Origin of the sequence: Shewanella sp. Shew256 (assembly GCF_002196695.1) — a bacterium.
Taxonomy (GTDB): Bacteria; Pseudomonadota; Gammaproteobacteria; order Enterobacterales; family Shewanellaceae; genus Shewanella; species Shewanella mangrovisoli.
The window spans coordinates 122,853-135,693 of record NZ_NAJR01000002.1; the positions used below are offsets into that span (position 1 = coordinate 122,853).

The following is a 12,841-nucleotide window of genomic DNA, read 5'->3' on the forward strand; positions in this document are numbered from 1 at the left end:
AGCCGATTAGCGATCGGCTTTACGTGAATACCAATTAACGGGACACTCATATTTTTCGAGTTGCGAGTCAACCCCGAGTGTCAATGCAAACAGTGCCATACGAATTAGCAGTCCATTGTCCGCCTGTCTGAAGATAGCGAGATTAGGATGGCTGTTCAAATCATTATCTAACTCATTAGCTTGCGCACGCGAATCCCGTGGCAGCGGGTGCATGATCACAGTGTTAGATTTGCAATGTTGGGTATAAATACTGCGATTCAAACGGAATTTACCGCGGTATTTGTTCGCTTCTTCCTGGGATGGGAAGCGTTCTTCTTGAATGCGGGTCAGATAAAGAATGTCGGCTTTATCTAAGTGGCCTTCAAGCTGGTCTGTTATTTTGATGCTATGGCCAGCATTTTCAATGTCGGAGATCACATAGTCAGGCATTGCTAATTCAGCAGGCGAAATCAGTGTGAAGCTGATGTTCTTGTACATGCACAGTAGGCGCGACAGGGAATGAACGGTACGACCAAATTTTAAGTCACCGACCATAGCGATGTGCATGCCATCGATACCGCGGCCAGCATGGCCTAACTCTTTTTGAATGGTGAACAAATCGAGCAGGGCTTGAGTCGGGTGCTCGTTCGAACCATCACCACCGTTGATCACCGGAACGCGGCTACCTTCGGCAAACTCTTTTACTGAATAAGAGTCTGGGTGGCGCATCGCGATCACATCGGAATAGGTCGAGAGTACACGTGCGGTATCGTACAGTGACTCGCCCTTAGATAAGGACGAAGAGGCCATGCCTGTGGTTTCACGCACATGGCCGCCGAGTAAGTTAAAGGCACAGCCAAAACTCACACGGGTACGGGTACTAGGCTCGAAAAACAGGTTACCTAAAATGGCGCCTTCGAGCACCTTAGTGCGCTTCTCACGAAGTGCATAGGGCATCATACGATTGGCAACATTAAAAATAGTTTGGATTGAATCAAGATCTAACTGGTTTACGGAGAGGATATGAGATCCTTCGAACTGGTTCATCAGCCTGTTTTCCAATTGCTAGGGGGCGTTAAAGTGCAAGGTTGCGCTTTGTGCCCTGGTGTATATGTAGGGTGGCTGAGGCGCGATTGTAACAGATGCACTGGGGCAGCGAAATAGTCGCCGCCCCCTCGTATAGATTTTTTAGGCAGCTAATACAGGATTTTGTGAATCAAAGCCCATCTTCGCAGGGCTTAGACTTGGCCGGAGCGAATTTCCTGCTGTAGGTTCGACCAACTGACCACCCCCACCACATTGTCAGGGGTATCTTGATAGATAAACACTTCACCGCTGCGTTTGGGCGACAACAAGTTATACACCTCATCGAGGGTTTTAGTGTCACTCAGCCCCTGCATCGGATGGCGGGAGAGGGTGATGTTGTCATCGTAGGATTGCATCTCAAGGCTGAGCATTTCAATCACCCCATCGGCGTTACGTACTAACACTGGGCGACCTTCGGCGCGCTTTAACACTTCGAGCAGCAGCTCGTCGTTGTTGTTGACGATAACAAAACGCTTATCCATCAGGGCGCGCACGCCTTTTTTCTGTAGCGCCAAATTCACAGGGGCGACTTTATAACCTAAACCCATAATCTCTAGCTGCTTGAAGAAGATAGAGTTGGTTTTAAATCCTTGATAGGCAATCAAGAAGGCGGGAATCGTAACAAACATTGCTGGCAGAATGATACTGGCATCGTTGGTCATCTCAAGCAGCGCTACTAGGGCAGCGAGCGGCGCACTGAGGCAAACGCCCATCATCGCTGTCATGCCGATAACCGTATAGAGGCCAACGTAAGGTGCAATCGAAGGGAATAGAATGGCGCTAACTAAAGCTAAAATTGCGCCGATCAAGGCGCCGATGCCATAGAGTGGACCAATCAAACCGCCCGGGATACCAAGTCCGATTGCCGCTATGGTGGCGATAATCTTGGCCGCAAGCAGGGCGATTAACAGCAATAAACTGGGGTGTTCGCTAATGGCTTCACTGATCGCTAAATCACCAGTGCCGAGGGCTTGTGGCAAGATTAAGCCAATCAGCGTAGTGATACTGCCCGCCAATAATAGTCGATAAATCAGTGGCCAGTTTTGCCCAGTGGCGGTGACTTTAAGGAGGGCGAAATTGAAGAAGGCGGCCGCGCAGCCCAGTGCAACGCCGCCCAAGGCTAAAATGGGATAGTGATCTAATGGAATATGGATCACCTGAATACGGTCAAACTCGTGCACATTACCAAAAACCAGCTGGCTGGAAACCGCACCACAAATGGCGGACAGCATTATGGGGAAGAAGTAATGTACCTTGTACTCGCGCACTATCACTTCGAGTACAAATATTACTGCTGCTAGCGGGGCGTTAAAGGTTGCGGCTATCCCTGCGGCAATCCCACTGGCGCACATAATCCGCACACTATTATCGGGAAGATTAAATTTTTCAGCCAAAACACTGGCACTCACGGCGCCGAGGTGAATGGCGGGGCCTTCGCGCCCTACCGAGAAATTAGTACCTAAGGCAAACAGCGCCTGAAAAAATTGCCCCGCAGCAGATTGCAGTGGAATTTTGCCATAGTGCAATTTAACCCTATGTAATACATAGGCAATCCCCATGCGCTTGTAACGTTTGGAGCCGAGTTTGGCGACAATCCAGATCAACAAGGCGCCAAAAAGTGGCAACAGTGCTCGCCAGTCGGCGATGTTACCCGTAAAATCCAGCGTCTCGATTTGGGTGTAATGGTTCGCCCACAGGAGCAAGAGTCGAAACAACAGGATCACGCAGGAGGCGAAGATGGCGAATAGCAAGGCCAGTAAGCACAACTGCGCACTGATCTTGGCTTGGGATAAATGATCACGCAGCTCGTTAGTTAAGTACTTTTTAGCTGTGCTGATGGCGTCTTGAATCGCGGCTTTATTTATCGTTAATTGCACTGCATTGGCCTGAGTTGTATTGTATCGAACTCGTTCTTGAGTTGATTGTATTTTATATAAGGGGCTGTTACCTAATGCCAAATTATCATCGTTGGCTAGATCGGCTGCAAGTCATGGATCTAAAGTATCGTCCATCGACCAAGTATTTATTGTCCTTAGTCTTAGTGGCATTTCTGTTAGGCGCTTGGGTAAGCTTTATTGTGCTCAACAGTGACGAGCCCGTCGTAAAGCATATTGGCGGCGGTAAACTGCAACGTGTCACCGCGGAACTTGAGGCGCAAACCCAGGAACTTGCGACACGTAATTTAGAATTATCTGTCGAGCGTGAAGCCAATGTGCAAATGCAGGATATGTTTGCGCAGCAGATGAAAAAGCAAAAAGAGTTAGAGCGCGAATTAGCCTTTTATCGCAGTATCATGTCGCCGGATGACAATGCCGAAGGGGTGGCCATTCACGGTTTAGAAATGACTGCAGGTGCCTTGGCGGATGAATACAATTTAAAACTGATTTTGACTCAACTGCAAAAACGTAAGCAGGCGATTCAAGGTCGTACCGAAATCACCCTCATTGGCGTGCAAGACGGAAAATCCGTTGAGTTAAGTGTGAACAAACTCACGGGTTCTAAGCTCGAGTTTGATTTTCGCTATTTTCAGGTCATAGATACCAAAGTGAGTGTGCCTGCGGGATTTAACCTAGTGCAGGTTAAAGTCAAAGTTGTGGTGCCTTCGAGCCGCTGGACCAAAAATTCACAGACAGAACATGTCTATAGTGTCCCTGAGCTTTTACAGGGTGAAAAAGAACCGCGGGTAATACTTGAACAAAATAGTCAGGTAACGGATAATTTGCCCCAGAAAACTGATGTAAGAGGTAGTAATGACTGATCAAGCTGACGCAGCAATGCCTATCAAATTTACCGATGCGGCAGCCGCTAAGGTAAAGGGCTTGTTGGAAGAAGAGCAAAATCCTGCACTTAAACTACGTGTGTATGTGACGGGTGGTGGTTGTTCTGGATTTCAGTACGGCTTTACCTTTGATGAAAAGGTCAACGAAGGCGACTTCACCGTTGAGAAGCAAGGCGTCCAATTGGTCGTCGATCCCATGAGCTTACAATACCTCGTTGGCGGTGAAGTGGATTACACTTCTGGCCTCGAAGGTTCGCGTTTCTTTGTGAAGAACCCCAATGCGACAACGACTTGTGGTTGTGGCGCAAGTTTCTCTGTGTAAGTTTGTTCTACGAATGTAGTGAACTGATATAGAAGATAAAAAAGCCGTCGAAATGACGGCTTTTTTGTTGGTCTTTCCTGTATTGCTAGGATTGGCAAAGCAAGGCGTAAGCGCCTTGCTTTGGAGTTAATTCATAATATTCAGATTAAGCTTAGGTTTAAACCAAGCCTTCACTTTCTTATCGAATGCCACCCACACCTGCAATAAAGATAAGACAATTAACACGATAAAAATCACGTAATCGGGGAGCTTTTCTTGCCACTCGCCAAGATGCACTGTGGTGGGCCCTGCGACTAGGTTATCAGGATCATAAAGGATCACAGGTAACATGCTAACTAGCGCCAATTGCACTAAGGTGTAACCCCTTAGCATTACCAACCCAGCCTTTTGGCGACCGATAATCCCGAGCACCATCAATAGGGTTAACAGGCAGAAAAGTACCCCTTGTTTGGCAATTAAGCCGCTTACCGATGCTGCGACATAGAGTAGCAGTAAGGCAATTAAGCGTTTAGGTAAACGGGCTTTTGCCAAGGGCGGCGTAGCCTGTGTTGCCAAAGAGGATTCTTGCTCGTTCAGCGACATTGTGGTTTGCCCTTATGGATTAGTGGCTTTGTTTAGTGACTAAACGTTGATCTAATTCATAGGGTGGAATGACCACTCCTAAGTCATCCTGTACAGGGAATACGGCCACAAACAGGTCGTCTTCTTCCATGCCAGGAACCCATCTTTCATGCCATTCATCATAGGGAATCGCTAAGGTTTGGCAGTCACTCCAGTCATCGACTGCCCATGACTCGGCCGCTTCTTCGGTTGGCCACATTGGGATGCAATCTTCATCTTCTGTGGTCAGCATGACGCAACCATCTTGGTCCTGTAGCGTCCATAACACTTTGTGTTGTTTAACTTGTTCAACGAGGTAATCGTAACGACCTTCTGGAGTCATGCCAGCGGCTTCTGCAAAGGTTTTAACAGTCTTGCTCATGAAAATATCTCTTATGCGTGAATAGGGCGAAACCTGTTGTGCTACTCATGTATAGCGTCAGCACAGCAAAACTCACCAGTTGGCAAGATGGTAACATTAGAGCGGGGTTTGAAAAAGCACAACAGCGCCGCGAAGGCGCTGTTGCTAGCGGGGAATTACTCAGCAGCGTTGAAATAACGATAAATCATACCGGCGAGAACGGCACCTACGATAGGAGCAACCCAGAAAATCCACAGTTGCGATACGGCCCAATCGCCGACAAACAGCGCTGGGCCAGTACTGCGGGCCGGATTGACCGAGGTGTTTGATACAGGAATGCTGATCAGATGAATAAGGGTTAAACATAGACCAATCGCAATCGGCGCAAAGCCTTTAGGTGCGCGCTCATCGGTCGCCCCTAAAATCACCAATAAGAAGAACAAGGTCATCACGATTTCGCAGATTAACACCGACATCATGCTGTAACCGCCGGGGGAATGTTCGCCAAAGCCGTTAGAAGCAAAGCCTGCCGCAAGACTAAAGCCTTCTTGCCCTGAGGCGATGGCGTACAATACACCCGCGCCGACAATACCACCCGCCACTTGGGCAATGATATAAGGCAGCAGTTCCGATGCCGGAAAACGTCCGCCAGCCCAGAGTCCAAAGGATACCGCTGGGTTTAAGTGGCAGCCCGAAATATGACCAATGGCAAACGCCATGGTCAGAACCGTTAAACCAAAAGCTAACGCCACCCCGAGTAAGCCTATGCCGACTTCTGGAAAGGCTGCCGCCAGCACAGCGCTGCCGCAGCCGCCGAGAACGAGCCACAGAGTGCCCAAAAATTCTGCTGCCATTTTTTGTGACATATTCATTGATTGATTTCCTATTCAGTCGATTTATGCCGACATACGCTTCGCGCTCTTTGCATAAACCTTTGTTTATCTTGCTGGTTAAGTTGAGCTAGATAAATAACCATTCCCTTAATTGATATGTTTGCGCGCCCAGAGTGTGCAGGCACGAGTTGGCCTTCACAGTGAGTCAGTTGTGTATTTACTGCTTAGTTAACAATCACTTTAGCGAGTTTAGATGACACAACTGTGATCAAGCATAGATGGGTTTTTATATTGTGCATTTTTGAACGACTGTCATTGGTGCTATTTAAAGCATTTTTAGGCATCGTCTCTGCTGTTTTGTTACGTCTTATCGTGCCTATGTTCGGTAACAATGCAGCAGAACACTAACTGCTACACCAAGATTTTTAGCATTTTCAATAGTCGATTTATTCTCTTTGTTTATCTGTAATGCATTGAAAATAAATGAATAGATATTTAATAGATATAAAACGGGGAAAGAAACGAGGGACAGATGATTGCCGCTCTTCACTCGGCAAAGTACAAGGTTTTGGTTGCTGAAATGTTAATTGTGTTTTTGTGGTGTTGCTACCTCATATTCAAAGAACTTGATGAACATGAATAAGAAAACACGGTTAGCCGGATGAAGTAACAGCTCCAAATAACAACAAGAATGGCTTGCGCTGTAAAAGTGAAGGTGGGAAGGATGAAGAAGAAATTATTGACCTTGGCAATCCAAGCTTCGATGTTTGGTATTGCTCCTTCGGTAGCATGGGCTGCCGATCCAATAGAAGTGAATGCGGTGAATGAGAGCGCTAATCGGGTTGAAGTCGAGGTAGCGGATAAGCAAGAAAGCATTGAAAAAGTCACAGTCACGGGCTCGCGGATTAAGCGTGACAGCTTTTCCCTTAGCACTCCATTACAGGGCTTAGATGCCAAAGATATCGCCGATAGCGGTATTGGCTCATTGGCGGATATTTTAGTTGATCAAATTCCAGCGTTGTCGGAAGGCGTTAGCAGTACAAATAGCCAATCGAGCGTGCAAAATACGGGTCTTTCAACCATTGATTTACGTGACTTAGGAACGGATCGCACCCTGACCTTGATCGATGGTCGCCGTGTAGTATCAAACAGTTACAGCGGTAACTATGTCAGCTTAAGCACTATTCCTGCCGCTATGGTCGATAAGGTAGAAATCATTACCGGCGGGGCGTCGGCTGTCTATGGCTCCGATGCGATTGCTGGGGTGGTGAACATTATTACCCAGCAGAATAAGACGGGCTTTGAGATTAACGCCCGTGGCGGTGAAACCACCGAAGGTGGTGGTCGTGAAACTACTGTCGATGTAGGTTATGGCACTGATTTTAATGGCGATAAAGGTTATATCTTCGCCAGTGCGACTTATGATAAACAACATGGCTTATTTGCGACCGACAGGGAAAGAGCTCTGTATGAGTCAAGTTTTGCCTACGATGAAAAGCAAATGTGTAATGCCATGAACACGGTCGATGGCGACCAGTGTATGCGCGATATTACCCGAGACGACTGGCGCGAGCGCAGTAATGACATCGTCGGTGGCCGCTTTAAATCAAACTCTTGGTGGTACGATGGCACCGAGCTTAAAACCGACTTTAAAGAAGAACGTGATGGCTATAACGGTTACACCACGGGTCTCTTAAAGGTCCCCGAGGATACCTTGGCCGCTGCGGTCAAAATGAACTATGACCTCAGCGACGATGTGCGCGCGAATGTGCAAGTGCAGTTTAGCCGTAATACTGCGTTTCGTCGTACCGATGCCGAAGGCCAAGACTATAACGACGCTGAACTCTATATCGACCCTGTGACGGGTCTCCCTGGGACTATTGCTGCGGGCAGTATTTCTCCAAACAATCCTTATGTGCCAGCCGAAATTGCCGCGACAGCTGGCAAGAGCATCACTTGGGATCGCCGCTTCCAAGAAGTTGGCCCCGTTGAGAGCGATAACGAGCGCACCACTTTGCGGACTTGGGCGGGATTGCAGGGCAACTTATTTGAAACTTGGACCTGGGATGCCTCACTGGGTTACGGTAAGTTTGAACAGCGTCAGCGCCGCAGCAATGAAATCAGTATTCGTCGTCTGCAATATGCCTTGGATGCTGAATACGCCGACGATGGTGTGACTATCCAATGCGCCAGTGAAGAGGCCAGGGCTGAAGGGTGTGTTCCCGTCAATATCTTTGGTGAAGGTTCAATCAGTAAGGAAGGCGCAGACTACATCCGCGCCAATCCCTATATAAACACGGATATCACGCAATTTAATGCCCTAGGATTTATCTCGGGTGAATTGTTCGAATTGCCCGCTGGTGGCGTGCAGTCAGCATTCGGGGTCGAATATCGCCGTGATACTCAAGCCGTCGATACCGATAAAGCGATGCGTGGCGATGCGATAACCTTTAACGATGTACCGCCCTTCGAAGGGGATGTCACCGTATGGGAAGCCTTTGGTGAAGCGAATCTTCCTTTGTTAAGGGATGAGGCTTTTGCCAATAAGCTCGACCTAGACGTGTCATTGCGTCTTGCGGATTACAGCCAGAAAAACATCGACTTAATGTCGAGCTATCGCGCGGGGCTCCTGTGGGAGCCTATTGCCAACTATGCCCTACGTGCTAACTACTCTCGCTCGCAACGTGCGCCGAATATTACTGAGCTTATCTCTCCACCCCGTGGAGATTACGACAGTATCCGCGATATTTGTGATGGGGTAACAGCAACCTCAACTGGGGCTGGGCATGATAGTTGTCGCCAAGATCCTGGTATTGCAGCCGCAATTGCGACTAACGGTGTCTTTGAGGATGAGGGTGGTTCTAAATATTCGCCTAACGCCGGTAACGAAAACCTCACCGAGGAAACCGCGGATACCTATACCTTAGGCTTTACCATGGCGCCAGCCTTCCTCGAAGGCTTTAATCTGGCGGTCGATTATTACGATATTAAAGTCACCGATGCCATTGGTTCACTAAGCAACGAGGATATTCTGGCCGAATGTTATAACTCGAGTAATCCCTATGGCGCCGACAACGAGTACTGTCAGGTCATCAGCCGTGATACTGAAGGGCAAATCACTCAGGTTATCCAACAGGAACAGAACCTAAATGACATTGTCACCCGTGGTGTTGATATCGCCATGGCCTACGAGTGGCAATTAGACGGTTACGGTGAACTCAGCTTAAAAACGAATTGGACCCATGTGTTGGAATTCAGCACTAGCTACTACGGCGCCGATGGTTTAGTTGAAGATGACTACGTGGGTGAGCTTGCCAGCGGGATTTTTGAGGACAGAGGTGCAATCTCATTAACCTGGAGCAATGATGATTGGCGTGTACGTTGGAGCGCTAAGTATAAGAGTGCCATGGTCGATAGCCACGATAGAGTTGAAGAGTGGAACGTGCTGAAAGCCGAAAACCAAGCCAAACTCGATGCTGGCGATGCCAGTGCAGTGGCCAATCCAGAAACGCCCGCATTCCTATTCTACAGCTCGTATATCACCCACGATTTGTCGGTGTCTTACACTATGGACGTGAGTCAGGCTGAATTACGTTTATACGGCGGTGTGCGTAATATTTTCGACAATCAGGGTCCTTGGGTGGCCGATACTGGTGATTTAGTCGAAACAGGTAATGGTAACTACAGCAGCGCCTATGGCGGTGGTGTTGGTCGCTATGCCTACCTAGGTGCAGAGCTTAAGTTCTAATATCAGTTGAACTGATACTAACCACTTAAGTTTGCTCAACCGCATGTGGCTCCCTGCATGCGGTTTTTTATTGCCAATATCCGCAAGATATTGACATCAATAGGTTTGTCACACTCATCAAGCCTTAAGCCTTCAATGGGATAGATTGACACAGACCTTTGATACTTCTTCTGTCGAGAAGCGCTTAACGTTAACTCTTTCAGCCAGAGCTTGAGTTTCAGCCAGAGCTTGAATGAGTGCTGACTTGAAGTAAGTCGGCTAACGCGGAATAGTCAAAAGGCCAAAAAGGCAAAGCTTCGGTGCATACCTGAGGGGAGATACTCGCTTAAATACTGAATAAACACAGCATTTAAGGATAAGTGATAGCAGTAACTTGTTAAGCGATTGGCGGCTTATTATGCCGCCAATCATCTGATGGTGTGTTTTTGTGGAATGCTAAGCGCTGACTTCGCTCTTTGGCTTACAGGTTAGTGGATAGGCAGATTTGCCTTTAAGAACTGGCTTTGTTCCCAGAGCAAGTGTTCTAGGGATTCCTTAGCCGCATAACCATGCCCTTCAAAGGGTAGGATAACTAATCTTGCTTTACCGCCAAGGCCTTGAATGGCATCAAATAGTCGCTCCGATTGCAGCGGGAAAGTGCCTGAGTTTTGATCCATCTCTCCGTGAACTAAAAGCAAGGGCGATTTGATGTTGTCGGCATAATTAAATGGTGACATTTGTTGATAAATATCATTGGCTTGCCAGTAGTAACGCTCCTCATTTTGAAAGCCAAAAGGCGTTAGACTGCGATTATAGGCACCGCTACGGGCAATGCCTGCATAGAACAAATCCGTATGGGCGAGCAAGTTCGCCACCATAAAGGCCCCGTAGGAGTGTCCACCCACGGCGATTTGTTTGCGATCGGAAATGCCTAAATCCACCAAGGTATCGACAGCCGCCTGTGCGTTGGCGACGAGTTGTTCGCGAAAGCTGTCATTGGGCGCTTTATCCCCTTGAGCGATGATTGGCATAGAGACTTTATCAAACACCGCAAAGCCTTCGGCGACTAAAGGAATTGGGCCCCTTGGACTGATGCTGGGATATTGGTTGGCGCTAAAGCTGATTTGGCCCGCGACATCGGGATCGTTAAATTCCCGCGGATAAGCCCACATCAACACGGGTAAGGTGCCTTGTTCCTTGGTGTAATTAGCGGGTAAGTAGAGAGTGCCTGACAGAGGTACGCCATCGGCTCTTTTGTAGGTGATCAGCTGCTTCTGCATCCCCCGATACGCACTCAGTTCAGCGGCCTGTTGGTAGAGCACACTTTCTTTGGCGCCATCGATTAAGACAAGGCTTGGGGCTTCAGTCGGGCTTTCACGGTTAATAATCAGCTGTAAGGGCTCAAGATTGAGCACGTAGCGCACCGACTCTAATTGCTGGGCTGGCGATTGCCAAAGCAGTGACGACTCACCCGTCAGGAATGAGGTGCGCTTTAAGAAAGGCTTATCCCCCTGTGGCGATGCCCCTTGGCCGTAGTGAATAAGCCCAGCGGTTTGCGCCTGCTGCAGGCGGATCACATGCCCTTTACCTTGGGTATATTCTCTGGAGAATGTTCCAAGCTCTTGATATTTATCGCGCAGATTACGCTCGTTCAACGTTTGTAGGCTACTTTCTCCAAGGCGGGTGTCTAGGCTACTTAGTCGCAGTAACTGTGCTTTGCTATTGCGCTGGGTCACTAGGGCGATGTTGTTTTCCGCCCAGTCGATATCGATGATCCGCCAAGGGGTTTTGGCGATGAGTTTGGCCTTTTGGGCAAAGGGGGCATCGAGTTGCCATAGACTGTCCCGTAGCGGCGCCTCCTGCTGGCTATCGCCCTGATCTAGAGCCTCGGTAAAGGCTAAGGTTGCGCTTTGCCCTTGAACCCAATGGAACTGGCGTGGGCCTGGGAGCACAGAGTCTCTTCCTTGGGGCTTAGATTCTCCACTCTGGCTGTGGTGCAGTTGCGTAATACGTTGGCCATCAAGATTATAAATCTCTGTTAAGGTTGGAAAATCATAATACTTTACTTGGGTTGAGAAGGGCGCGGTGAGCTGATGGGTTAAAATGTAGCGCCCATCGGGTGACACCGAAAAATCCTCAAAAATACCCGGTGCGGCGATAGTTGTCAGCTTGCCATCTAAATCCACTCGGGCCAATTGACTGGTCGTCAGTTGGCTAAAGCGTTGTTTGTCGGCGCTGGTTTTCAATAAGTCCTGATAGGTGCGCTGCGGGCTTTGTTTGCCCGAGGTTTCCTTGGTTTTCGGTGCGTAAACGGCCTGAGCCATGCTTGTGTTGGCATTGGAGGCTACCACAAAGCGAGCGAGCAGACTGTTATTGTTAGCCCACTGATAATCAAGGCTAATCGTGCCATTCAATCGGTTGTCTGATAGGCGCTTGTGGCTATCTTGAGCGAGGTTGTAAACATATAAGTAACCGCCCTCTGGCGTTATGCTCACATAGGAGAGATAGCGACTGTCGGGGGAAAATTGCAGCTCGGTGATATCGTAGCCACCGGGCAAGCTTATCAGCCGCTGCCGCTTGTCCTGAATATTAATCAGCCTGAGTTGGTGATAGCGCTGGGTGATGCGACTCGGTAAATATTGCTCGGCGGCGATACGTAATCCTGCCAACTTTTGCTCTGGCTGGGCCAGCGTGGCAATGCTCGGCGCCGAAATCGGGCTGAGTAATGCCAGCCATTGATGATCGTTTGAGAGTCGAGTCGTGAGATTGCTACTGTGGCTGATGGTTTGCTGTAATGCGGGAGACGGTTTCTGGTAGTCCTGCGCTAAGGTTTTTGGGGCAAACAGCGGGCACAACATCATGCCGATGCAAATCAAGGCAAAGCGAAGCATATCTAGGTCCCTAAGATGTGACTCACGCCCGCACTACGCATTGGTAAACAGGTGTAAGACGTTGAGGTTTATGTTGTTATTGGTCATGCAGTTGTAATCAATCTGTTGCTTGGTCGCAATCGGCTTTGGCTCGTTTCTATATTGTTTAAATCTCTATTTTAGATTTTTTTCATGCTAATGTTTTGAATTTTAAATAGTTAGTTTAAATCATTCGTTTGCTAACCAGGCTCAGTCTTAGGTAGTATCTAGCCAAGATGTTGTAC

At 48.4% G+C, this 12,841-nt stretch carries 9 protein-coding genes; 3 read left to right on the forward strand and 6 right to left on the reverse strand.

Features of this window, described 5'->3' with window-relative positions:
- Positions 1–6: 6 nt before the first annotated feature.
- Positions 7–1,026 (reverse strand): aspartate carbamoyltransferase, encoded by a 1,020-nt coding sequence (locus B5P39_RS03410; protein WP_088210475.1) that lies wholly within the window; start codon positions 1,024–1,026, stop codon positions 7–9.
- A gap of 191 nt (positions 1,027–1,217) precedes the next feature.
- Positions 1,218–2,942 (reverse strand): chloride channel protein, encoded by a 1,725-nt coding sequence (locus B5P39_RS03415; RefSeq protein ID WP_088210767.1) that lies wholly within the window; start codon positions 2,940–2,942, stop codon positions 1,218–1,220.
- 74 nt (positions 2,943–3,016) lie between these two features.
- On the opposite strand from B5P39_RS03415, the gene B5P39_RS03420 reads away from it, so the two are divergent.
- Together B5P39_RS03420 and erpA are read left to right on the forward strand one after the other, a co-directional pair.
- The gene (locus B5P39_RS03420) at positions 3,017–3,823 is read left to right on the forward strand and encodes a DUF6776 family protein (RefSeq protein WP_088210476.1); all 807 of its coding nucleotides are present in this window, start codon (positions 3,017–3,019) and stop codon (positions 3,821–3,823) included.
- Positions 3,816–4,166, forward strand: coding sequence for an iron-sulfur cluster insertion protein ErpA (gene erpA, locus B5P39_RS03425; protein WP_011623639.1), 351 nt, complete (start codon positions 3,816–3,818; stop codon positions 4,164–4,166). Before B5P39_RS03420 ends, erpA begins: the two co-directional genes overlap by 8 nt.
- A gap of 126 nt (positions 4,167–4,292) precedes the next feature.
- Here the strand turns inward: erpA and B5P39_RS03430 are convergent, their stop codons facing one another.
- From B5P39_RS03430 to aqpZ, 3 genes are all read right to left on the reverse strand, one after another.
- Positions 4,293–4,748: a hypothetical protein gene (locus tag B5P39_RS03430; protein ID WP_088210477.1), complete on the reverse strand. Its 456-nt coding sequence runs from the start codon at positions 4,746–4,748 to the stop codon at positions 4,293–4,295.
- A gap of 19 nt (positions 4,749–4,767) precedes the next feature.
- A complete protein-coding gene (locus tag B5P39_RS03435; protein ID WP_011717908.1) occupies positions 4,768–5,148 on the reverse strand; it encodes a DUF2750 domain-containing protein in 381 nt (126 codons plus the stop codon).
- A gap of 155 nt (positions 5,149–5,303) precedes the next feature.
- Complete coding sequence (aqpZ, locus tag B5P39_RS03440; RefSeq protein ID WP_088210478.1) at positions 5,304–5,999, reverse strand: aquaporin Z; 696 nt, start codon at positions 5,997–5,999, stop codon at positions 5,304–5,306.
- A 685-nt stretch (positions 6,000–6,684) separates the two neighbouring features.
- On the opposite strand from aqpZ, the gene B5P39_RS03445 reads away from it, so the two are divergent.
- Complete coding sequence (locus B5P39_RS03445; RefSeq protein ID WP_088210479.1) at positions 6,685–9,708, forward strand: TonB-dependent receptor domain-containing protein; 3,024 nt, start codon at positions 6,685–6,687, stop codon at positions 9,706–9,708.
- Positions 9,709–10,175: 467 nt separating this feature from the next.
- Here B5P39_RS03445 and B5P39_RS03450 read toward each other — a convergent pair whose 3' ends face one another.
- Positions 10,176–12,578, reverse strand: coding sequence for a S9 family peptidase (locus B5P39_RS03450; RefSeq protein WP_088210480.1), 2,403 nt, complete (start codon positions 12,576–12,578; stop codon positions 10,176–10,178).
- Between the last annotated feature and the right edge of the window lie 263 nt (positions 12,579–12,841).